This window comes from Lapillicoccus sp. (genome assembly GCF_039935575.1).
Taxonomy (GTDB): Bacteria; Actinomycetota; Actinomycetes; order Actinomycetales; family Dermatophilaceae; genus Lapillicoccus.
In genome coordinates, this window is record NZ_JBDTKA010000073.1 from 1 (window position 1) to 20,101 (window position 20,101).

General features: G+C 66.6%; 25 protein-coding genes and 2 pseudogenes. 14 read left to right on the forward strand and 13 right to left on the reverse strand.

Annotated features, from left to right (window positions below; genetic code table 11):
* Positions 1 to 383 (reverse strand): methyltransferase domain-containing protein (locus tag ABI385_RS08825; protein ID WP_348103379.1); only part of this gene is annotated, 383 nt, incomplete at its 3' end.
* Positions 384 to 549: 166 nt separating this feature from the next.
* On the opposite strand from ABI385_RS08825, the gene rpsA reads away from it, so the two are divergent.
* The 8 genes from rpsA (at position 550) to ABI385_RS08865 (ending at position 8,598) form a co-directional block, all read left to right on the forward strand.
* Complete coding sequence (gene rpsA, locus ABI385_RS08830) at positions 550 to 2,058, forward strand: 30S ribosomal protein S1 (RefSeq protein ID WP_348103380.1); 1,509 nt, start codon at positions 550 to 552, stop codon at positions 2,056 to 2,058.
* Between the two features lie 164 nt (positions 2,059 to 2,222).
* Positions 2,223 to 2,477, forward strand: coding sequence for a hypothetical protein (locus ABI385_RS08835; RefSeq protein ID WP_348103381.1), 255 nt, complete (start codon positions 2,223 to 2,225; stop codon positions 2,475 to 2,477).
* Between the two features lie 296 nt (positions 2,478 to 2,773).
* Complete coding sequence (locus ABI385_RS08840) at positions 2,774 to 3,748, forward strand: sugar ABC transporter permease (protein ID WP_348103382.1); 975 nt, start codon at positions 2,774 to 2,776, stop codon at positions 3,746 to 3,748.
* Positions 3,745 to 4,572 (forward strand): carbohydrate ABC transporter permease, encoded by an 828-nt coding sequence (locus ABI385_RS08845; protein ID WP_348103383.1) that lies wholly within the window; start codon positions 3,745 to 3,747, stop codon positions 4,570 to 4,572. The genes ABI385_RS08840 and ABI385_RS08845 overlap by 4 nt, the downstream gene beginning before the upstream one ends.
* A gap of 51 nt (positions 4,573 to 4,623) precedes the next feature.
* The gene (locus ABI385_RS08850) at positions 4,624 to 5,937 is read left to right on the forward strand and encodes an ABC transporter substrate-binding protein (RefSeq protein WP_348103384.1); all 1,314 of its coding nucleotides are present in this window, start codon (positions 4,624 to 4,626) and stop codon (positions 5,935 to 5,937) included.
* A 1-nt stretch (position 5,938) separates the two neighbouring features.
* Complete coding sequence (locus tag ABI385_RS08855; RefSeq protein ID WP_348103385.1) at positions 5,939 to 7,084, forward strand: ATP-binding cassette domain-containing protein; 1,146 nt, start codon at positions 5,939 to 5,941, stop codon at positions 7,082 to 7,084.
* Between the two features lie 399 nt (positions 7,085 to 7,483).
* On the forward strand, positions 7,484 to 7,756 hold the full coding sequence (locus ABI385_RS08860) for a hypothetical protein (protein ID WP_348103386.1): 273 nt from the start codon (positions 7,484 to 7,486) through the stop codon (positions 7,754 to 7,756).
* On the forward strand, positions 7,669 to 8,598 hold the full coding sequence (locus ABI385_RS08865; protein ID WP_348103448.1) for a transposase: 930 nt from the start codon (positions 7,669 to 7,671) through the stop codon (positions 8,596 to 8,598). The genes ABI385_RS08860 and ABI385_RS08865 overlap by 88 nt, the downstream gene beginning before the upstream one ends.
* A 91-nt stretch (positions 8,599 to 8,689) precedes the next feature.
* Here ABI385_RS08865 and ABI385_RS08870 read toward each other — a convergent pair whose 3' ends face one another.
* Positions 8,690 to 9,187, reverse strand: coding sequence for a GNAT family N-acetyltransferase (locus ABI385_RS08870; RefSeq protein ID WP_348103449.1), 498 nt, complete (start codon positions 9,185 to 9,187; stop codon positions 8,690 to 8,692).
* 414 nt (positions 9,188 to 9,601) lie between these two features.
* Here ABI385_RS08870 and ABI385_RS18495 point away from each other — a divergent pair.
* Positions 9,602 to 9,928, forward strand: a pseudogene (locus ABI385_RS18495) (hypothetical protein); the annotation flags it as partial.
* 467 nt (positions 9,929 to 10,395) lie between these two features.
* Here ABI385_RS18495 and ABI385_RS08885 read toward each other — a convergent pair.
* The gene (locus ABI385_RS08885) at positions 10,396 to 10,716 is read right to left on the reverse strand and encodes a DUF1761 family protein (protein WP_348103389.1); all 321 of its coding nucleotides are present in this window, start codon (positions 10,714 to 10,716) and stop codon (positions 10,396 to 10,398) included.
* Positions 10,717 to 10,800: 84 nt separating this feature from the next.
* Between ABI385_RS08885 and ABI385_RS08890 the strand changes: the two genes are divergently transcribed.
* Positions 10,801 to 11,472 (forward strand): helix-turn-helix domain-containing protein, encoded by a 672-nt coding sequence (locus tag ABI385_RS08890; RefSeq protein WP_348103390.1) that lies wholly within the window; start codon positions 10,801 to 10,803, stop codon positions 11,470 to 11,472.
* Between the two features lie 343 nt (positions 11,473 to 11,815).
* Here ABI385_RS08890 and ABI385_RS08895 read toward each other — a convergent pair whose 3' ends face one another.
* Both ABI385_RS08895 and ABI385_RS08900 read right to left on the reverse strand, forming a co-directional pair.
* Entirely contained in the window at positions 11,816 to 12,229 is a 414-nt protein-coding gene (locus tag ABI385_RS08895) for a PPOX class F420-dependent oxidoreductase (protein ID WP_348103391.1), read from the reverse strand.
* The gene (locus ABI385_RS08900) at positions 12,229 to 12,657 is read right to left on the reverse strand and encodes a DUF6069 family protein (protein ID WP_348103392.1); all 429 of its coding nucleotides are present in this window, start codon (positions 12,655 to 12,657) and stop codon (positions 12,229 to 12,231) included. Before ABI385_RS08900 ends, ABI385_RS08895 begins: the two co-directional genes overlap by 1 nt.
* A 94-nt stretch (positions 12,658 to 12,751) precedes the next feature.
* On the opposite strand from ABI385_RS08900, the gene ABI385_RS08905 reads away from it, so the two are divergent.
* Positions 12,752 to 13,195, forward strand: coding sequence for a MarR family transcriptional regulator (locus tag ABI385_RS08905; protein ID WP_348103393.1), 444 nt, complete (start codon positions 12,752 to 12,754; stop codon positions 13,193 to 13,195).
* Positions 13,196 to 13,847: 652 nt separating this feature from the next.
* Here ABI385_RS08905 and ABI385_RS08910 read toward each other — a convergent pair.
* Positions 13,848 to 14,672, reverse strand: coding sequence for a transglutaminase domain-containing protein (locus ABI385_RS08910; protein ID WP_348103394.1), 825 nt, complete (start codon positions 14,670 to 14,672; stop codon positions 13,848 to 13,850).
* A 277-nt stretch (positions 14,673 to 14,949) separates the two neighbouring features.
* Here ABI385_RS08910 and ABI385_RS08915 point away from each other — a divergent pair, with 277 nt between their 5' ends.
* Positions 14,950 to 15,345, forward strand: a complete 396-nt coding sequence (locus ABI385_RS08915) for an SRPBCC family protein (protein WP_348103395.1) — start codon at positions 14,950 to 14,952, stop codon at positions 15,343 to 15,345.
* A 102-nt stretch (positions 15,346 to 15,447) separates the two neighbouring features.
* Here ABI385_RS08915 and ABI385_RS18500 read toward each other — a convergent pair whose 3' ends face one another.
* The gene (locus tag ABI385_RS18500; protein WP_407068245.1) at positions 15,448 to 15,540 is read right to left on the reverse strand and encodes a type II toxin-antitoxin system RelE family toxin; all 93 of its coding nucleotides are present in this window, start codon (positions 15,538 to 15,540) and stop codon (positions 15,448 to 15,450) included.
* 507 nt (positions 15,541 to 16,047) lie between these two features.
* Between ABI385_RS18500 and ABI385_RS08920 the strand changes: the two genes are divergently transcribed.
* Entirely contained in the window at positions 16,048 to 16,344 is a 297-nt protein-coding gene (locus ABI385_RS08920; RefSeq protein WP_348103396.1) for a Rieske (2Fe-2S) protein, read from the forward strand.
* Positions 16,345 to 16,439: 95 nt separating this feature from the next.
* Here the strand turns inward: ABI385_RS08920 and ABI385_RS08925 are convergent, their stop codons facing one another.
* From ABI385_RS08925 to ABI385_RS08940, 4 genes and pseudogenes are all read right to left on the reverse strand, one after another.
* Complete coding sequence (locus ABI385_RS08925; RefSeq protein ID WP_348103397.1) at positions 16,440 to 16,637, reverse strand: hypothetical protein; 198 nt, start codon at positions 16,635 to 16,637, stop codon at positions 16,440 to 16,442.
* Positions 16,638 to 17,150: 513 nt separating this feature from the next.
* Complete coding sequence (locus ABI385_RS08930) at positions 17,151 to 17,369, reverse strand: hypothetical protein (RefSeq protein WP_348103398.1); 219 nt, start codon at positions 17,367 to 17,369, stop codon at positions 17,151 to 17,153.
* A gap of 223 nt (positions 17,370 to 17,592) precedes the next feature.
* Positions 17,593 to 17,919, reverse strand: coding sequence for an SDR family oxidoreductase (locus tag ABI385_RS08935; RefSeq protein ID WP_348103399.1), 327 nt, complete (start codon positions 17,917 to 17,919; stop codon positions 17,593 to 17,595).
* Positions 17,920 to 17,983: 64 nt separating this feature from the next.
* Positions 17,984 to 18,184: pseudogene (locus ABI385_RS08940) on the reverse strand (SDR family NAD(P)-dependent oxidoreductase); the annotation flags it as partial.
* A 69-nt stretch (positions 18,185 to 18,253) separates the two neighbouring features.
* On the opposite strand from ABI385_RS08940, the gene coaE reads away from it, so the two are divergent.
* Positions 18,254 to 19,432 carry a dephospho-CoA kinase gene (gene coaE / locus ABI385_RS08945; protein WP_348103400.1) on the forward strand — a complete coding sequence of 393 codons (1,179 nt, stop codon included), beginning with the start codon at positions 18,254 to 18,256 and terminating at the stop codon, positions 19,430 to 19,432.
* 31 nt (positions 19,433 to 19,463) lie between these two features.
* Here the strand turns inward: coaE and ABI385_RS08950 are convergent, their stop codons facing one another.
* Both ABI385_RS08950 and ABI385_RS08955 read right to left on the reverse strand, forming a co-directional pair.
* On the reverse strand, positions 19,464 to 19,859 hold the full coding sequence (locus ABI385_RS08950) for a hypothetical protein (protein WP_348103401.1): 396 nt from the start codon (positions 19,857 to 19,859) through the stop codon (positions 19,464 to 19,466).
* On the reverse strand, positions 19,831 to 20,067 hold the full coding sequence (locus tag ABI385_RS08955) for a hypothetical protein (RefSeq protein ID WP_348103402.1): 237 nt from the start codon (positions 20,065 to 20,067) through the stop codon (positions 19,831 to 19,833). The genes ABI385_RS08950 and ABI385_RS08955 overlap by 29 nt, the downstream gene beginning before the upstream one ends.
* Positions 20,068 to 20,101: the final 34 nt, after the last annotated feature.

A 20,101-nucleotide genomic window follows, 5' to 3' on the forward strand; every position in this document is an offset into this window, starting at 1 on the left:
GGAAGGGCCGCCGCGTCGCACTGCAGCAGCGGCAGCCACACCTCGGGGTCGGACCGCCCGTCGCCTCGGTCGATCTGACGACCTCGTCGCAGCATCCCGGCCGACAGGTCGGACGCGACGACGGCCGCACCGTGAGTCGCTACCCAGCGCCCGCACTGGCCGGCCCCCGCGCCGATCTCGAGCACCCGCATACCGGCCAGGTCGCCCAACAGGTGGACCTCGGCCTCGCGCAACCCTTCTGGACCCCAGACGAAGTCGGCGTCGCCGAGGAAGGCGCCGTGCTCGGCGTAGTAGTCCACCGCCTCGGTGTCCCACCAGGTCCGGTTCGCTCGCACGGTCTCGGGCTGGGCCGCCAGGCGGCGTTCGGCCGGTGGCGACGTCACGGCGTACCGGCGCTTTGACCGTGGCGCAAGTCCGCCGGTACGATGACCACGCACACGCGTGTGCGTCCTACGGTCATGCCCATCCCACGGTGGCGCGAACCGATCTCTTCATTCCAGCACCCTTCCTGTCCATTCTCTCTATGTCCACCAACGGAGTCCCTCCTACATGACTGCCAGCACGGCCATCAAGGCCGCCCCTCAGGTCGCGATCAACGACATCGGATCCGAGGAAGACCTGCTCGCCGCGATCGACGCGACGATCAAGGATTTCAACGACGGAGACATCGTCGAGGGTGTCATCGTCAAGGTCGACCGGGACGAGGTCCTGCTCGACATCGGCTACAAGACCGAGGGCGTCATCCCCTCGCGCGAGCTGTCCATCAAGCACGACGTCGATCCTGCCGACGTGGTCAAGGTCGGCGACGAGGTCGAGGCCTTGGTTCTCCAGAAGGAGGACAAGGAGGGTCGGCTGATCCTGTCCAAGAAGCGCGCCCAGTATGAGCGCGCCTGGGGCACGATCGAGAAGATCAAGGAGGAGGACGGCGTCGTCACCGGCACCGTCATCGAGGTCGTCAAGGGTGGTCTCATCCTCGACATCGGCCTGCGCGGCTTCCTGCCGGCCTCTCTCGTCGAGATGCGTCGCGTCCGTGACCTGCAGCCCTACGTGGGCAAGGAGATCGAGGCCAAGATCATCGAGCTCGACAAGAACCGCAACAACGTTGTCCTGTCGCGCCGCGCCTGGCTCGAGCAGACGCAGTCCGAGGTGCGCACGACGTTCCTCAAGGAGCTCCAGAAGGGCCAGGTGCGGACTGGGGTCGTGAGCTCGATCGTCAACTTCGGTGCGTTCGTCGACCTCGGTGGGGTCGACGGCCTGGTGCACGTGTCCGAGCTGTCCTGGAAGCACATCGACCACCCGTCCGAGGTCGTCGAGGTGGGCCAGGAGGTCACCGTCGAGGTCCTCGACGTGGACATGGATCGCGAGCGTGTCTCCCTGTCTCTCAAGGCGACGCAGGAGGACCCGTGGCAGCACTTCGCCCGGACCCACGCGATCGGTCAGGTCGTGCCGGGCAAGGTCACCAAGCTCGTCCCGTTCGGTGCGTTCGTGCGCGTCGACGACGGCATCGAGGGCCTGGTCCACATCTCCGAGCTGGCCGAGCGGCATGTGGAGCTGCCCGAGCAGGTCGTCACGGTCAACGACGACATCTTCGTCAAGGTCATCGACATCGACCTCGAGCGTCGTCGGATCTCGTTGTCCCTGAAGCAGGCCAACGACGAGAACGGCCCTGTGGCCGAGTTCGACCCGACGCTCTACGGCATGGCCGCGGAGTACGACGAGCAGGGCAACTACAAGTACCCCGAGGGCTTCGACCCGGAGACCAACGAGTGGCTGCCGGGCTTCGACACCCAGCGTGAGAAGTGGGAGAAGCAGTACGCCCAGGCCCACGAGCGGTGGGAGGCCCACAAGACGCAGGTCGATGCTGCCGCCAAGGCCGACGCTGAGGCTGCTGCGGGCGGAACCGACAACCCGACGTCCTACTCCTCCAGCACGGGCAGCGGCCCGGCCGAGGAGTCCGAGAGTGCGGCTCCGGTGAGTCCGCCCCAGCCGGTCGCCGAGGGCACCTTGGCCTCCGACGAGGCGCTCGCCGCCCTACGGGAGAAGCTCACCGGGAACTGACCGGTATGCCGGTCGACTGCTGAGAACGGCCCGTCACCCCCTCGGGGTGGCGGGCCTCTTGGTCTGAGGACGAGGACGAGCTCGGACCGACCAGGACGCCCACGGTGCCTCCCTGGGAGTGGCATCCTGATGCATGACTCGCACACGGTCGAGCACCACGGTGGATGTCCACCGATCCACCGAGGTGGACGCCGGCGACGCCGCCTACGACGAGCACCCGGCCGACGAGCCGCACGAGTGGGGTGACCCGGCCTGGTGGCGATCCGGTAACCCGGCGGTCGTTGGTCAACCTCGACTCGATCGAGAGCGCGTCCCTCGGCGTGCTCGTCGACGGGCTGGTTGTCGGCTGCCGGCTGGCCGATGCTCGGATGCGAGAGGTCTGTGCAGCACTGGCGATCGCGGTGGACTGCACCGCCTGACACCGGACGTGGCGCACCACAGGACCATGAGCCGGCTTCGTCCGTCGAGATCGACTCGTGTCCTGCCGGGTGGCGTGTTGTGCCAACCACGCGGCGATCCGTGGCGAGAATGACTCACGTCAGCGACCGCCCTCAGGCGTAGTCTCGTTGACGTTTGGCTCCACGACACCGACGTCACACGGAGGGTTCATGCGGTTCACCCCCGCCCGTCACCGGGCCCCGACACGCTCGGCCTCGATGGACGGCGAGCGGACTACCAGGCGCACGAGGCGCTCGAGGCATACGGACGGTTGCCGGTGACCTCCCAGGAGATCGTCATCGCGACGAGCGATCGGCCCGCCCCGCCACAGGCGAGCGGGGGGCCGCCACCGGCCGTCGGTGCACCCCCGAAGCAGTCCGGCCGGGACTGGCGCGAGTGGCTGCTCGCCGGAGGTCTGCTGCTGCCCAACCTGGCGCTGCTCATCGTCTTCACCTACCGCCCGCTGCTCGACAACATCCGGCTGTCCTTCACCGACTGGAACATCTCGTCGCCGACGTCGAGCTTCATCGGCCTGTCCAACTACACCGAGTGGTTCACCCGGGCCGACACCCGGACCATCGTCGCGAACACGCTGATCTTCACCATCGCGACCGTCGTGCTCTCGATGGGCATCGGTCTGGCGCTGGCGTTGCTCCTGGACCAGCGGCTGCGGGGACGCAACCTGGTCCGTTCGGTCGTGTTCGCCCCGTTCGTGATCTCCGGCGCGGCAATCGGGGTGGCGTTCCAGTTCGTGTTCGACCCCAACTTCGGGCTCGTCCGCGACCTGCTGACCCGGATCGGGGTGAGCACGCCCGACTTCTACCAGCAGCAGCACTGGGCGTTGTTCATGGTGACGGTGACCTACATCTGGAAGAACCTCGGCTATGCCTTCGTCATCTACCTCGCGGCTTTGCAGGGACGCCGCGAGGACCTCGACGAGGCGGCCGAGATCGACGGCGCCTCGTCGTGGACCCGGTTCCGGCGAGTGCTGATGCCGCAGCTGCGGCCGACGACCTTCTTCCTGTCTATCACCGTGCTGCTCAGCTCGGTGCAGGTCTTCGACATCATCAACGTGATGACGCGCGGGGGACCGGTCGGCATCGGCACCACCACGCTGGTCTACCAGGTCTACCAGGAGACCTTCGTCAACTTGAGGGCCGGATATGGCGCGACCGTGGCCACGGTGATGTTCCTCGTGCTGCTCGCCGTCACGGTGTTCCAGGTGCGGATCATGGACAGGAACAAGGTATGAAGCGCGGGCTCGGCTGGACGGCCGTCGGCTACGTCGCGATGGTCGCGGTCGTTCTCGTCGTCGCCGTGCCGTTGTTCTGGATCCTCATCACGTCGCTCAAGGAACGGCCGGACATCTACACCCGTCCGGCGCAGTGGTGGCCGAACCCGGCCACCAAGGAAAACTACGGCGACGTCACGACGCGGATTCCGTTCTGGAACTACCTGCGCAACTCGGTGATCCTCACGAGCGCCACCGCGGCCGCCAAGATCGTCCTCGGCGTGCTCAGCGCTTATGCGTTGTCGCTGTTGCGTTTTCCCGGTCGCAGCATCGTGTTTCTCGTCGTCATCGCTGCGCTGATGGTGCCCAACCAGATCACTGTCATCTCCAACTACGCGCTGGTCGCCCAGCTCGGCTGGCGCAACACCTACCAGGGCATCATCATCCCGCTCGCCGGCGTGGCGTTCGGGACGTTCCTCATGCGCAACCAGTTCCTCTCGCTGCCCGGCGAGATCATCGAGGCGGCCCGCCTCGATGGCACCGGCCCGATGAAGCTGCTCTGGCGGATCGTGATGCCGCTGTCGTGGCCGACGCTGGTCGCGTTCTCGCTCATCACGGTCGTCAACGAGTGGAACGAGTATCTCTGGCCGTTCCTCATGTCCGACGACGAACGGGTGGCGCCGCTGCCGGTCGGGCTGACCTTGCTGCAGAACAACGACGGCCTGACCAACTGGGGCCCGGTGATGGCCGGGACGATCCTCGCGATGCTCCCCATCCTCGTGCTGTTCCTCTTCCTTCAGCGCCAGATGATCAAGGGCCTGACGGCGGGGGCTGTGAAGAGCTGACCCAGCCGACCCACGTGCACTGAGACGCATACCCAAACGGAAGGCACTCCCATGCAGGATCTGACTCGTCGAGGTTTCCTCGGACTTGCCGGCGGCACGGCCGCGGCGGCAAGCCTCGCAGCGTGCGCCGGCACCGGCAGCCCGGCCACCGGTGGCGGCGGTGGTGGTGCCGGCACCGGCAGCGGCACCGGGACCATCGAGTTCTGGAGCAACCACCCCGGGACCTCGAAACCCGTGGAACAGACCATCATCGCGGCCTTCCAGAAGGCCAACCCCGGACTGACCGTGAAGCTGGTGGACGGGGGCAAGAACTACGAGGAGGTCGGGCAGAAGTTCAACGCCGCGCTGGCCGGCGGGTCGGTGCCCGACGTCGTCGTGGCCTCCGACGTCACGTGGTTCAACTTCGCGCTGAACAAGCAGTTCACGCCGCTCGACCCGCTGCTCTCGTCGGCGGGGATCAAGACCGACGACTACGTCGACTCGCTGTTCAACGACTACAAGTTCAACGACCAGCACTTCGCCCTGCCGTACGCCCGATCGACGCCGCTGTTCTACTACAACAAGGACCTCTGGAAGGCTGCCGGCCTGGAGGACCGCGGCCCGAAGACGTGGGACGAGTTCAAGGAGTGGGCGCCCAAGATCGCCGCCGTCACCGGTTCGGACAAGTCGGTGTTCGAGATCCCGGACGGGTCGAACTACCTCGACTGGTACTTCCAGAACATGGTGTGGTCGTTCGGCGGGCAGTACTCCAAAGAATGGACCCCGACCTTCAACGACCCGAAGACGGTCGAGGCCGGGAAGTACCTCCAGTCGCTGGTCAGCAACAAGTGGGTCAAGTTCGGCAAGACGCCGGAGGCCGACTTCGGAGCTGGCATCGTCGCCTGCATCCTGCAGTCGACCGGTTCCCTCAAGGGAATCGCCGCCGCGGCCAAGTTCGGCGTGGGAACGGCGTTCCTGCCGGGCACCGACAACTGCCCGACCGGCGGCGCGGGGGTCGCGATCCCGGCCAAGATCTCGGACGAGCGCAAGGCCAACGCCCTGAAGTTCATCGAGTTCCTGACGAACGCCGACAACACCGTGACCTTCACCCAGGCGACGGGGTATATGCCGGTGCGCAAGTCCGCGCTGGACAACGCAAGCGAGAAGGCTTTCCTCGACAAGTACCCGAACTCCAGGACCGCCGTCGAGCAACTGCCCCATACGCGCTCGCAGGACTACGCGCGCGTGTTCGTGCCCGGCGGCGGCGCCCGGATCGGCAAAGCGCTGGACCAGGTTGCCCAGGGTGGCGACGTGTCGTCGATCTTCCAGGGCCTCAACGACGAGACGCAGCAGGCCTACGACAGCCAGATCAAGTCGAAGCTCTGACATGGCCACGGTGTACTTCGACGAGGCAACCCGGATCTTCGCGTCCGGTCAGGCCCCTGCCGTCGACCACCTGACGCTCGACATCCCCGAGGGTGAGTTCCTCGTACTGGTCGGCCCGTCGGGGTGTGGGAAGTCGACGACGCTTCGTATGCTCGCCGGCCTCGAGGCGGTCAACGGAGGACGGATCCTCATCGACGGTCACGACCAGAAAGGTGTACGTGGTCGGGACCGGGACGTCGCGATGGTCTTCCAGAGCTATGCGCTCTACCCCAACATGACGGCGGGGGAGAACATGGCGTTTGCCTTGACGAACGCCAAGGTCGCCAAGGACGAGATCCAGAAAAGGGTCGCCGAGGCAGCGCGCATCCTCGAGCTCGAGCCCCTGATCGACCGCAAGCCGGGCCAGCTGTCGGGTGGCCAGCGTCAACGGGTGGCGATGGGCCGAGCGATCGTACGCAACCCCAAGGTGTTCTGCATGGACGAGCCACTGTCCAACCTGGACGCCAAGCTGCGGGTCAGCACCCGGTCGGAGATCGCGGCGCTGCAGCGGCGCCTCGGGATCACGACGGTGTATGTCACTCACGACCAGGTCGAAGCGATGACCATGGGCCATCGGGTCGCGGTCCTCAGGGACGGCCGGCTGCAGCAGGTCGGCACCCCGCAGGACCTCTATGACAACCCGGTCAACACGTTCGTCGCCGCGTTCATCGGCTCGCCGTCGATTACGCTCATCGAGTCGCCGGTGCACGACGGCGTCGCCTCGGTGCACGGGGCGAGCGTCCCGCTGAACCGGGCGCTACTCGCGGGCGCCACGGACTCTGTCGTGGTCGGCCTGCGTCCCGAAGCGTGGCGGTTGGTCGACGCCGGCACCCAGAACGCCGTGGACCTGCGCGTCGACCTGGTGGAGTCGCTCGGGTCGGAGTCGTTCATCTACGGCGTACCGGTGGACCATTCGGCGGCGGGTGCGGGCAGGCCCGCCGACGACGCTGACGTCATCGGTCTCGGCGGCGGAAGCCGGGGCCAGCGGATCACGGTCCACGCCGGGAAGAAGGTGCGTCCCGGGGTCGGCGACGTCGTCCGCATTGCCTGCGACCCCGACGAGGTGCACCTTTTCGCCGCCGACACGGGGGAGCGGCTGACGGCCTGACGGGCGTAACCGAGCGAGTCGGGCGGCCGGTCGTTCGAAGCCTCCTCAGCCCCCCGGGCGACATAGGTTCAGGTTTCCTGAGTCCTCACCTGCCGGATAGCGGACGTTGCACGGAGGAAAAAACCCGCCGGCGCCGGGTGCCGGACCGAGCCCCGGCCACCCGTCCGCGTATGAGCACCAGGTCTGGGTTGGCGGCGGGCTAACCCACTGGCGAGAGCCTGTGGCCCTGTCGTGGTGGCCATGTTGGAGTCGACCCCGGCTAACACGACGCACTGGTCGCGGTCCTCGATGGCGGCACGCAGCGGGTTGTCCAAGTCCTCCATTGGGCGGATCTAGCGCGCGTTCGGGCTCAAGCCGCACCACACCGATGGGTTCAAGGTTTCCACAGATCCACTGTTCGTGGACAAGGTCTTCGATGTTGTCGGGCTGTACCTGAACCTTCCCGAGGCGGCCGTGATGCTGTGTGTGGATGAGAAGAGCCAGGTCCAGGCCCTGGCCCGCTCACAGCCGGCGTTCCCGATGATGCCCGGCATGCCGGAGAAACGCACCCACGACTACGTCCGGCACGGCACGGCACCACCAGCCTGTTCGCGGCATTCAACACCGCCGACGGCACCGTCATCAGCTCGCTGCACCGTCGTCATTGCACGGTGGAGTTCAAGAAGTTCCTGACCACGATCGACGCGCGGGTCCCACAGGACCTGGACGTGCACCTGATCTGCGACATTTACGGCACCCACAAGAGCCCAGCGATCATCACCTGGCTAGCCGCACACCCACGATTCACCGTCCACTACACCCCGACCTACTCCAGTTGGATTAACCAGGTCGAGCGGTGCTTCGGGTTCCTGACCGAACAGCTCCTCCAGCGCAGCGACCACCGCAGCGTCCAAGCGTTGGAGAGAGACACATCCGCGCCTGGGTCAAGGCCCGGAACCAGAACCCCAGACCGTTCATCTGGACCAAGTCCGCCGAGCAGATCCTCGCCTCACTCTGACGACTTCTTAAACGAATTGGCGGGGGACACTAGCGACCCGGAGGTGAAAGGTCATGGCATCCAGCGTGCTCGTGGTCCCCAGTTGTGGCAACTCCTGACGAAACCGGCCAGAGGGGACAGGGGCATGCCCGCGCCGGTCACCAGCGGCCGCGGGTTGCATCCGGATGGGCCCTGTTCATGGCTGCCCTATTACGCCCCGGCCCTGTTATGGCCTTCGCTGCTGCTGGCAGTCACCTTCGCCTACCTCCGGCGGCGCATAAGTTGCCGGAGCCGACCTAACCCAGGCGAGCGGAAAGCAGAGGCAGGACGAGCGCCGACAGCACTACTCCATCGACAGTGCCGCGGCGAGACCTGGCTTTGCCACCGCCGCGGTGGGAGTACCGGGCGGCGCACGCGGTCACATCGTCTTCCCCGACCGCGCCGACACCGGCAAGCGCACGATCTATACCGCCACCGCCCAGAAACTCGACGGTCACTGGATCTTCGTCGGCTACCAAACACGCCGCTGGTGGCCTGAACCCGCGCAACGTCGATCGACTACTCGCTGCAGCCCGTAGAGCCATCGTCTTGCGGGACCGCACGCTCGTAGCCGAAGGGGGGCGTTGCGGCTATATCCGCATGTGGCTGATACGGGTCTCGTAGTGATGCAGCTGAGAGTCAGTTTCGACCTGGAGGAAGCCGGCGTGTTCGAGGGTCCGCTGTGATGCAACGTTGTCGAGATCTGTGTCAGCGCGGATCGTCGTCACGCCGAGATCGGCGGCAATCTGCACCAGGCTTCCCAGTGCTTCCGCCGCGTAGCCGTGTCCTCGCGCGGACGGCACCAGTCCGTAGCCGATCTCGACGACTTCGCCATCGGGGGGTCCTTTGAATCCAACGCCACCGACAGCCAGCCCGTCGGATCGAAGCCTGATCTGGTAGTAGCCGAAGGGACGCTGGTCGCCGTTCTGCTCGGTAGCGCGCAGAATGCCGCCGATGGCAGCCAGGTCTCCTTCGAACGGATAGTCGGCTGCCCAAGCGTCGCCTGCTTGCGGCGCATGATCGCGGATGCGCCGGGCCTCCTGCTCGTCGACTGGATGCAGGCTCAACCGTGCCGTGCGGAACTCCATGTCGAGCACTCAACCCACATGCTCAGCTGAGCGCAACCGGGTTACGACCCCCTCCGTCTGCCGCGGTCCACGCGGCCGGGCCAAGCGGCTAGGTACGGGTCCGATGCCAGCTCGGACATCAACGCAAATAGACCATCATCGAACAGTTGTGACTCGCCAAGCCGAACCCCTACCGGAACGGGCCGTGCGGGAGATGGCAGGGTTGCTTGTGTGGGTGTAGATCGAGCCGTGCTGTTCCAGTTGGCAACGTACGAGCCGTTTGAACGTGTCGCCAAGGCCATGCCTGGTGGTGAGATGGCTGCATGGCGGGCCGCGTCTCGCTAGGTAGCGGGACGCTCCCAAGCCGAAGCGCTGACTGCTTCAGCCGGCCTGCTCCAGGGAGGCCACGGGGTCAGCGTCGACCTGTTCGGTGAGCTGGTCGAGAACGCTGCTGCTGCCGAGGAGGTAGTCGAGGACTACCAGTCGCTGGCGACCGCGCTGCCCCCGCCGCCGGCGGATGCTTGGCTGTCGGTGGACCTGACCCATCTGGCACTGGATACCGACTCGACCGGTGCCGCAGACCGGCTCGCTGCCATCGCTGAGGCCCTGGCCGACGGACGGCGAGTTCAGGTGCGCGCCGAGAACGCCGCCCGGACGGACACGGTCCTGACCTGCGTGCTGGACGTGGCCAGCCGTGGCTTGGCCGACCGGGTCTGCGCCACGGTGCAGGCGAACCTGCGGCGCTCAACCGTCGACGTGGACACGTTGACCCAGGCGGGCGTCCACGTCCGGCTGGTCAAGGGCGCCTACGTCGAGACCAACGGTGCGCACCCCTACGGCGAACCCACCGACGTGGCATACCTGCGCCTGGGATTTCAGCTCGCCCGGGCAGGAGCGGCATGGTCCATGGCCACTCACGACGGCCGGCTGCGCGAGGCGCTACTACTCGCACTGGGAACGGTGCCAGTAGAACAACTGCTCGGCATACGCCCAAGGTTCTCCTGGACCTGCGCGAGCGAGGTGCGGCCGTCCCGCAGACCGATCGTCCGCGGGACGCCCCGAGTTGCGCTGTTGCGCCTTCAAGCAGGAGCGAGGGCGCGTCACGAGAGGTGTGGCGTTGAGCGGCTCTCCAGGTCGTCGCGAAAGCTACAGCAGCCCGATCACCAGTGCCATGGCGAGAAACAGCACCAGTTGATAGCTGCCGTTGATCAGGGTCAGTTTCGGCGGCTTCAGCTCGAAGGCATTGTGCTGGAGCAGCGTGTGGCCGAGAACGTCGACCACGCCACGAGCCCGACCAGCAGCGCCATCCACACCGACCCGTCTTTCGTGGCCGCTGAGGCGGTCCCGATGCCGACTGCCAGTCCGACCGCGGTCACGCTGTTCGCGATGAGCAGTTGGACCATGTTCCTTCTGCTGGCGTTCTTGGACTGCGCCGGAGTTATGCCGGTCAGCTGCCACCACAGGCTCACGAAGACCTTGCCGTACCAGACGCCCGCCACCACCATGCCGGCCACGACGGCGAGCACGGCACCGAGCCAGTCGATCTCCATCACATGACTCCTTGATTGTCCGAGCCGGGTGCGATCCGAGTCTCACCCTGCAGGAACTCCGCAGGCTTGATATAATCAACTACAATGGAGACTGTCAAGTATTCTTCGGGCCGCTCTTACGGCCAGTTCTGTGGACTCGCCCGCGCCTTAGACGTGGTGGGCGACCGCTGGAACCTCTTGATCGTTCGCGAGTTGCTGCCCGGACCGATGCGCTACAGCGAACTGAAGACCTCCCTCGCAGGGATCGCGACCAACCTCCTGGCCCAGCGACTGCGGAGCCTCGAGGAAGACGGGATCATCGAACGGCGGCTTGGGGATGTGGGAGTCCTTTATGCCCTGACGCCGTGGGGCGTGGGACTCCGCGAGCCGATGGAGGCGCTTGGTAGATGGGGTGCGCCGCTGATGATGACAGGACGTGACGGCGATTCGTTCCAGCCGCGCTGGCTAGTGCTCGCGCTGCCTGCGCTACTTCGCGACGTGAGGGCCACTCCCGCACTCGAACTCGGCTTCGAGATCGAAGGCTTCCTCATCGTCTTGCACATCGACGAAAACGGTCCGCGCGTGGTCGTCCAGCCCGACCGCGCTCCGGGCACGATTTTGAAAGCGGCACCAGAGATCATCGTCGGGCTTGCAGCCGGCGGGCTCACCATCGACCAGGCGACCTCCGCAGGGCGCGTCCAGGGCGATCCCAAAGTCCTCAACAGAGCTTTTCCTGCGGGGCGGGCTACCCCCGCGCCCCCGACGGGTAGTTGCTGACCCGGAGCGCACCTCGTTTCGGCGCCACTGCTTGAGTTTGCTGAAGTACCGCTGGACGACGTTGCGACCGCAGTATCGGGATTGCCGCTCGTCACCGACGTCGTCGACGAGGGCCGACAGCCGGGGACCGCGAGCAGCGACGCGGCCTGATCGACCCCGCCGCCGACCTCGACCTCGCCGTCACGCTCTGCACCGGCTCCTGGTACGGCCGCGCCCCTCGCCGAGCCGTTGCCACCACCGAACTGGCCAACCCGCGCCGCCGCACTCGTCTGGCGCGCCGTCGGCGGCACACCCCCAGAAGGACCGACCCGTCCCAGCTGACCATGGCCCTTTGGGGCGAGGTTCAGGGCGGGGGTGCGGTGTCATCGAGGCCCCAGGAGATGATCGTGGCGGGCACGATGCGGATCATCGCTTCGGTGCGTCCGTGGTCACCGCCTCCGAGGGCTTGGGCGGTTCCTTGCACCGTGATGCTGCGGGGGTGGAAGGGCGGTAGGACGTCGTCGACCACGAACGCCGCGCGCGGGTTGGCTTGGACGTTGCGGTACTTGCGGGTGGCGGCGAAGTTACGGCCGGAGATGTCGATGGTGCCTAGTTCGTGGTTGTAGGACCAACCGACCGGCACGACGTGCGGAGCTCCGGTCGCATCGGCGGTAGCCAGGCGCCCGAGTCGTGGCTCGGTGAGGAGGTAGTCCAGTTCGGCTTTGGTGAACCGGGCCGTGGTGTGGGTGACTGTGTCGGCGTCGGGCTGGCTGGGCATCAGCGCGGCACCGTGGTGCGTCGCAGGAGCGGAATGAGCACGGCGGCGACGGACAGGTGCAGCAGCATCAGCCAGGCCGCTGCTGCACTGGTGGCGGCGGCGGTCAGGGGGCCGGCCAGCGACACCAGGAGCACTGTCGCTGCGGCGCCGGTCCAGACGGTCCGGGCTCGAGGGGTGTGGTGCTCGAGCAACGCGAGCAGCCCCCAGCCGGCCAGGGACACCAGCAGGCTGGTCGCGAGAACGGCGGCGGCTCCGACGTTCTGCTCGGTGCTGCTCCCTGGGGTTCGCACCGTCAGGCTGACCTCGAGCAGGGGCACCGCGAGGGTCCAGAGGGCCAGTGTGGTGACAACCGTGGCGGTGACGGCGACCGCTCGGTGGCGCAGCTGTCGGTGCATTGTGGCGGGCGTGGTGGCGGTGAGCGTGGACATGGACGGCTCCTTTGCGTAGAGTTGCTTATGTGCCTAAAGGTTATCCACATAAGCGATCTTCTGGCAAGAGATGGACGGCACAAAAGTGAGGCACGTGGTGGACTTCGAACAGGCGGCCGCACTGAACACTGCGATCCGATCGATCGGGATCCGACACCGTGCCCTGGCCGACGCGCTTCTGGCTCCGCTGGGTGTGCACACCGGTCAGGAAGTCATCCTGCTCGAGCTGGACGCCAAAGGTCCCCGCAGCCAAGGACAGCTCGCCATCTCCAGCGGCTGCGAGCCGCCGACCATCACTGGCAGCGTCCGCAAGCTGGAATCAGCAGGTCTGGTCGTGCGCCGACCATCGTCCACCGACGGCCGGGTCACCATCGTCGAGCTCAGCGACCAAGGCAAAGCACTCCTGCCAGATCTCAAAGCCGCTTGGCGACAACTGGCCGACCAGACCGTCGCCGGCATGTCCTCAACCCCTACGGGCCAGCTCACCGACGTGCTGACCGACCTGGCAGCCAGCCTTGCCACCCCGGCTCGCCCATAGCACCCGGACCGGCGCAGTGGACGATCGGCTATCGGTGCCCCACCGGCATCACCCAGCGGAAGGCACTGAGGAATGGTCCTCGGCACCAGCACGACGCCGAACATTCACTTCGACGCACGCCGGCCGCCTCGGCCGCGCGAGTTCCCAGGGCCGCGCCCACGTACAAGTTGACGACCGCGACAACCCCTCGCGTCATGGAACCACCGTATGCCGATCGACCTCTGAGCTTCAGTCGGTGGCTGCGAACATAGCGGCGATGGGCTCGATGTCTTGAGGTGAACCCGCTGGGGCAGTGACGCGCAAGACGGGTTGCCCTCTCTCCTCGTCAACGGCCCAGCTGACGAACGCGCAGCACACGCGTTCTTCCGCGACTAGCTCCTGCAGCTCGGCCAGCACCTCTGGGCCAGCCCGATAGCGGACCTTGAGCTCGCCGTTGGTGAGTTGGGCGGTGGGAGCTGCGATCTGGTGAAGATGCTGCCACCGTCGCAGTCGCGACGGACCGTCGCTCGCCCCGAGTGTGCAGGCCACTGGCGGTTCGACATGTTCAACGGCACCAGAAGATTCAGTCACATATCCCATCAGAGACCTCGACTTTCCCCGAGTCAAGATCCGTCGTAAAGGGATCCCGTTACGACGATCGCGCCTTGGCTCGTCAGTGGGTTATGTCGGTGGGTACCTGTAGGTCCTTGTGGGAATAGACGGCGGCAATGGCTGCAACGTCGCCGGAGGAGCAGGTGCTGGCCAGAGTGTCGAGCAGCTCGTCGTAATCGGGCCCTGTCGTGCCGTCGTAGGCCTCGGTCATACGGCCCCATTCGTCCCAGGGAAGCATTTCGACCTTGTTGAGCGCAGCGAGGTCCTTGACCGCGTTGCCGCGGATCTCCGCAGGCCCCCAGTTCTCCGTCCCGTATACCCCGAACTTTGATGCGTCGATCTGTCCTCGACGAAAAGCCTGCCATGCTTCACCACCGGAGAGGAACTCATCGGCGGTCGAGCGCTCGGGGTGCTGCAAGACCGTGCCGCCGAGGATCTCGGTGTCGATGCGTGTCCATAGATCGGCGTCCTGGTCCCAGTATTCGGTGATCCAGTGATCGACCCCTTGACCCGGCTGGAAGTAGGTCGCGAAGCCGCAGCGCACCCGGGCACGGATCCCGCGGTAACGCAGTAAGGCGCAACTCAGGACAGCGAAGTGTCGGCAGGTGCCGATCACCCGGTCTTCGGGTGGACGGGACACAGCCAACGACTTCGGGTCCAGTGCCAGCAAAGCCCGCACGAGGTCCGTGGCCGAACGAAGCTGGTTGGTCGCGAAACGCTCCTCGGGCAGGTTCAGTGACTGGGCTTCACTCGGTTGGATGACCAGCCCATGCGCCGACCAACAGATCCCAACCGGGTCATCGGACACGGTTTCAAGCACCGTGGCCGGAAACTGGCTGAGCGTTGTGAACGGACCCGGTATCGCGTAGTCAATGATCATCACCATTCACTTAAGCGTAGGCACCACCACCGACACTCACTCCGCACGCGACATGCCCCACCATCGCCGCAACGGGATCCGCCTACGGCACGGGTCGGCGACCAGCTGATCATCCCTCGACTGACACTGGCCGAATGCCGTCAGCGCTTATGCGTACACCAACCCATTGACGCAGCAGATCCACCAACCCACCTGAGCGTCGTCCCGCGCGCGGATCGGCTACCTGGCTTTGGGCGTTAACCGTGGTTCGGAGCGGCGGGTCCCGCAGCCCTACGATCGTCTTGTGAACAGCAGGACAGAGACACAGAGCATCGAAAGCGACGCCGAGCTCGCGGCCGTCGTGGCGCTGCTCGCCGAGCCCACGCGCATCCCAGACTGGGCACCCGCCTTCGCGGACGCGGTCACCCTGGACGACGGGTCACGTTGGCGTGCGACGAAAGATGGTCAGGATTTCTCTGTGCGGGTCGTCGTGAACCGAGAGGCAGGCACGGTCGACTACCTACGCGAGATCTCCCCTGGTCGGGAGGGTGGAGCCTTCATCCGAGTGGTACCGCGACCTGGCGGTGGCAGCGTCGTCATCATGACCCTGCCCGTCGCGCCGAGCGCAGAGCGGGCTGCCCTCGCCGCGACACTGCGGGACGAGTTGAACGCACTGGTGAACCTGGTCGAAAGCAGCTGAGGCCTGTCCGCGTGGAGGAATCGACCTCGGTAGGTCGGACCAGCAGCCAGAGGAAGACCAATCAGTAGCACTGACCAATCCCCTTGCGTACAATCGCTCGGGTCAGTCGTAGATGCCGCTGCGGTTGCCCACGTCGAAGGCGATGATGACGAGTTCTCCGCGGCGGATGTCGAGAATCACGCGACAGTCGCCCACTCTGAGTCGCCACAGGGCCCAGGAACTGCGCGCACGCCAGGCGAAGCGGGCGCACCCCAGCTGTCTCACGAACACCCGGCACGGTGAGCGCGGCTCGAACAACCTGCGCGCGATCGTGCGTGTGTGCGAGATGCCGTATGCCGGGTGCGGTGGGGTCTGCTGGGATCACCCCGGGGGACTTCCGCGTCCCGTCAGGCTGGGTCAGCTTCGTGTGCCCCGGTGGGCAGTACGCGAGAGATCCTGCCTGGTGACTCGTCGGACTGCGAGTTCCGCTCTGCACCTCCGGCCGCGTCGACAGTTGCGGTCAGCCACACCAGGCGCCCCTCGTCGCTGGGCTCGGCACCGCAGCCATCTGCCCCTTGGTTGACCGGACATCCCTGTTCGCCACGTTTCGACGTCCGACTCTGCCCCGCGAGAGCTGGCCTGTGCCAGGATGGGCGCAGTGAGCACCGGGAGGAGCAGATGGTGACAAGCCGGATTCCGAAGGCTGATGTCCCGCGAGGAACTGTGACAGGGTCGGGCCCTTATGCGGTCGGCGATAACGGCGCGTACTTCGCCGTCAGCCGACGCTGCCGGCATCTTCGCGCAGATCTGGCAGGTGGCAGCATCGACGCCGATGGCTGCCTGGTCTGCCCTTGGCATCAGTCCACCTACGACGTGACCAGCGGACAGATGACGCGTGGGCCACAAGGAGGGTTCGCGAAGGTCCCGGGCCTGGGCGCCGCGTTCATGGCACTGACCAAGGTCTGGCCGCTGCGCCGCGGCACGGTCACCGTCGACGGTGACGAGCTTAAGGTCGACTGACGACTGTCGCTGGCGCCGATTGGCGACCGATAAGGGTGCAGCAGGCTGCGCCGTGGGTGCCGACACCGAAAGGGTGCCGGAACAGCCGCTGCGCCCTATTCGAGCCGCGCGAGCTGCGCGGACCGTCCGTCGGTCAGTTCCCGCCACTCTTCGGTCAGCAGATAGCCCTCATCGGGGCGACCGGTTTGCTCGTCCTCGTCGGCACGGAACTCGAGACGTCCGGTGTCTTGCTCCAAGACATGGACCTCACCGTCGCGTGTACCGCCTTGCAGAAGTATCCGATGCCCAGCCATGGCCACAGTGTAGGTCTACGTGTCGCCGTTACATCTCACGACGAGACTCACGAATTGTGCTCGCGTCGAGGTAGCTCGAGGTTACTCGAGGTACCGACCTTGGCGCGCACCCGGTCGGCCATCTCCTCGGGGGCCCTCACTCCGACCAATCATGTTGCGTTGCAGGTCGGTCGCGACCCCACCGGGGTTGACGGCATTGGTGACGATGCCGTCGGGCGACCGCAGACGGGTCGCTTCGAGGGCGAACAGGGAGTTAGCGGTCTTCGACTGAGCGTAGGCGATCTGGGGTCGTAGCCGCGTCGCTCGAAGTGGAGGTCCTGCAAGTCGACGCCAGCGCGCCTGTGCGCCGTCGAGCTGAGGGACACGATCCGTGCCCCGTCGCGCCCCGACGCTCCCAGGGCCAGAGCGTCGTGAAACCGGTGGCCCAGGGCGAAGTGTCCGAGATGGTTCGTGGCGATCTGCAGCTCGCAGCCATCCTGGGTGCGTTCCAGGCCGCCGGTGACCAGTCCGGCACTATTGACGAGCAGGTGCAGCGGACCGGCCCAGGCCTCGACGAAGCCCGTGAGCGTATGCCTGTCCGGCGGCGGTCAACGCCTGAGCCGTCTCGGCGCCGATCTCGGATGCCGCTCCCGTGACGATCGCGCGGACGCCAGTGAGGTCGACGCCCCCGAGCACATCGTCCGCAGTGCTAGAGGCAGTGAACGGCGTCGAGATGAGGTCAGAACTGCTCATGGTCATCACCATGAACCCTCGACGAGCAGCGGTCCCAACATCCATGGGGCTGTGCGGTGTCCGGGCTGCACGGCGTAGCCGCAAGCCCGGCGACCACCACCGTCGCCGCAGCCCTGACCAGGCAGCTGCCCGCGCGCGTACGCCTCATACCCCTGCGCGGGGAACCGCAAGAGCCCGTCGAATGTTGCTGACCCGACTGGCTGGCCGGGTGCCCCCTGTCACCTCAGCGGTGGCCGAGCATCCCACCACCGTTGACCTGCAGGATCCGGCCCGTCGTCCAACCGCCGCCGTCGGAGGCGAAGTACGCCACCGCCTCGACCACATCGGCAGGCGTACCGGGCCGGTTCATCGGGATGCGTGCCAACCGGTTCTCGCGCAGGCCCGGGTTGTCGCGCAGCCACTCCTCCCAGAACGCGGTGTCCGGGACGAACCCAGGCGCCACCGCGGTGACGGTCACGCCCTCCGGCGCGAGCCGGGTGGAGGCGTCCCAGACCGCGGTAAGCCTGCGCCAGGGCCAGCAACCGGTCCACGGGGTCGTCGGTCTCGCCACTTCCCGGGTAGGTGCCCCCGGCGTTGAGGACGAGCACGTCGACCGAGCCGCGGGCCACCAGGGCGGCTGCCAGGGTGGCAACCGACTCGGGCGACATCAGGTCCGCGACATGCGTGCTGACCTCAACGTCCGCCGTCAGAGCGCGAAGGCTCTCGGCTGCGCGTTCGAGCACGTGGGGGCGTCGTCCCACCAGCGAGACAGCACACCCGTCCCGGCCGAACCGCTCCGCCACGGCCCGGCCGATGCCCCCTCCGGTCACGACCACACGACGAGTCAGGGTGACGACGCTAGCCGACCCGCACGGTGGTCCGACCCGCTTGGCTAGGCTGACCGGGTGCTGAACGTGGGCCTCACCGGCGGGATCGGGTCCGGCAAGTCCACCGTGGCAGCTGCGTTGCGCGAGCTCGGTGCGGTGCTGGTCGACGCCGACACCGTCGCTCGGGAGGTCATGCAGCCGGGCACCGCGACCCTGGCCCGGGTGGCCGAGCGTTTCGGCTCACACCTGATCGAGGCGGACGGGTCCTTGGACCGAGCTGCGTTGGCAGCACTGGTTTTTCCCGATGCACAGGCGTTGGCGGCCCTCGACGCCATCACGACGCCGGCGATCTCCGAGCGGGTGCGAGAACTGCGCGACCAGGCTCCGACCGGAGCGGTGTCCGTTTTCGACATGCCCCTTCTCGTGGAGCGCCGCCTGTGGCCGAAAGAGCACCTCACCGTGGTGGTGGGTGCCGACGAGGAGGTGCGGGTCGGCCGTCTCGTCGACCAGCGCGGCATGGATGACGGCGACGTCCGGCATCGAATTGCCGCGCAAGCCACGGACGACCAGCGTCGGGCTGCGGCCGACGTCTGGATCGACAACACCGGCACGTACGACGAGACGATCGCACAGGTCCGGCGTCTCTGGGAGGAACGCCTCACCCCCTACCAGGCGAACCTCCAGTCGGGCACTCGCACCAAACGCCCGGACGAGGCGGCGGTGGTCCCCCCGGACCCAACCTGGTCCGCCCAAGGTGCTCGCCTGGTGGCCAAGCTGCAGGACACCCTGGGTGACCGGGCGGTCAGCGTCGACCACATCGGTTCCACGAGCGTTCCCGCGCTCATCGCCAAAGACGTGATCGACCTGCAGGTCGGGGTTCGTCGGCTGCCCGACGCCGACGACCCGCGGTTCGTCGGCGACCTACGCGAACGGGGGTTCCTGCGCGTGCACGAAGTGCTCCAGGACCACCCGTACCCGGGTTCGGCCGACCCCGTCGGATGGCAGAAGCGGTTCCACGCGTCGCTGGACCCGGGACGCGTCGCCAATGTGCATATCCGCGAGATCGGTTCTGCTGGATGGGTTTTCGCACTGCAGTTCCGCGACTGGTTGAGATCAGTGCCGTCGGCCAAGCAGGACTACGCCGCCGAGAAACGACGCCTATTGTCTCGCACTTACGCGACCGAGGAGTACGCCGCGGCCAAGGAGCCGTGGTTCGACCAGGCCTACGCCCGCGTGCAGGAGTGGGCTGGCTCGTGAGGACAGTGGCAAACCGCGGCTCGGCTGGGTGCTACCTCCGTCGGAGCCGGCTGCGTACCTCAAGGTAGAGCAAAACGGCTACACGCTTCAGGAGCGCGGGAACGGCGCTCAGCGCCGGGCGCAGGCGTGCTGACCCGGACGGCGTGATGTAGACCCGACCCATGGCCTTTCCCCGAGACCTCACGTCGATACGTAGACCGGCGAACTGTTCGAGAGGAACGGAGATCGGCAGGTCGCGCCGCAAGCCGCGCCCCGGCAGACAGCGCATCAGCGTCGCCAGGTCCGGCGCCTCGAGGACCAGCCCGTTCTCCCCGTTGCCGAGGTGGGCGGCCGTCGAGCCCCGAGCATCGCTGACCTCGACTGTCAGGTCAGCGACGAACGCCAGGCGACTGGCGAGCTCAGGAGTGCGAGCCGTTGACGGCTCCACGGGTCTCCTTGTCGGAGGTCGTGATGCGCAGTGTCCCGTTGAGCTTCCACGACGCCCGAGCACTGTCTGGTCCAGTGGAGCGGGGCACCTCGACGGTCATGTCGACGAACGTGTAGTCGATGGTCGCCTCCTTGCCGGTGAGGTAGGACCACATGTCACGGCCGAGGTCTGAGAACGAGGTCGTGCCGTCGAGGGTGTCGGTGGACATCACAGCTCCTGAGGTAGCGGGGCGCACTGCGGCA

What these genes read in the sequence shown, in the direction of transcription:
- rpsA (WP_348103380.1), top strand. Translation starts at nt 550, where the DNA reads ATGACTGCCAGCACGGCCATCAAGGCCGCCCCTCAGGTCGCGATCAAC.
- ABI385_RS08835 (WP_348103381.1), top strand. Translation starts at nt 2,223, where the DNA reads ATGTCCACCGATCCACCGAGGTGGACGCCGGCGACGCCGCCTACGACG.
- ABI385_RS08845 (WP_348103383.1), top strand. Translation starts at nt 3,745, where the DNA reads ATGAAGCGCGGGCTCGGCTGGACGGCCGTCGGCTACGTCGCGATGGTC.
- ABI385_RS08850 (WP_348103384.1), top strand. Translation starts at nt 4,624, where the DNA reads ATGCAGGATCTGACTCGTCGAGGTTTCCTCGGACTTGCCGGCGGCACG.
- ABI385_RS08855 (WP_348103385.1), top strand. Translation starts at nt 5,939, where the DNA reads ATGGCCACGGTGTACTTCGACGAGGCAACCCGGATCTTCGCGTCCGGT.
- ABI385_RS08870 (WP_348103449.1), bottom strand. Translation starts at nt 9,187, where the DNA reads ATGGAGTTCCGCACGGCACGGTTGAGCCTGCATCCAGTCGACGAGCAG.
- ABI385_RS08885 (WP_348103389.1), bottom strand. Translation starts at nt 10,716, where the DNA reads ATGGAGATCGACTGGCTCGGTGCCGTGCTCGCCGTCGTGGCCGGCATG.
- ABI385_RS08890 (WP_348103390.1), top strand. Translation starts at nt 10,801, where the DNA reads ATGGAGACTGTCAAGTATTCTTCGGGCCGCTCTTACGGCCAGTTCTGT.
- ABI385_RS08895 (WP_348103391.1), bottom strand. Translation starts at nt 12,229, where the DNA reads ATGCCCAGCCAGCCCGACGCCGACACAGTCACCCACACCACGGCCCGG.
- ABI385_RS08900 (WP_348103392.1), bottom strand. Translation starts at nt 12,657, where the DNA reads ATGTCCACGCTCACCGCCACCACGCCCGCCACAATGCACCGACAGCTG.
- ABI385_RS08910 (WP_348103394.1), bottom strand. Translation starts at nt 14,672, where the DNA reads ATGGTGATGATCATTGACTACGCGATACCGGGTCCGTTCACAACGCTC.
- ABI385_RS08925 (WP_348103397.1), bottom strand. Translation starts at nt 16,637, where the DNA reads ATGGCTGGGCATCGGATACTTCTGCAAGGCGGTACACGCGACGGTGAG.
- ABI385_RS08930 (WP_348103398.1), bottom strand. Translation starts at nt 17,369, where the DNA reads ATGAGCAGTTCTGACCTCATCTCGACGCCGTTCACTGCCTCTAGCACT.
- ABI385_RS08955 (WP_348103402.1), bottom strand. Translation starts at nt 20,067, where the DNA reads ATGTCCACCGACACCCTCGACGGCACGACCTCGTTCTCAGACCTCGGC.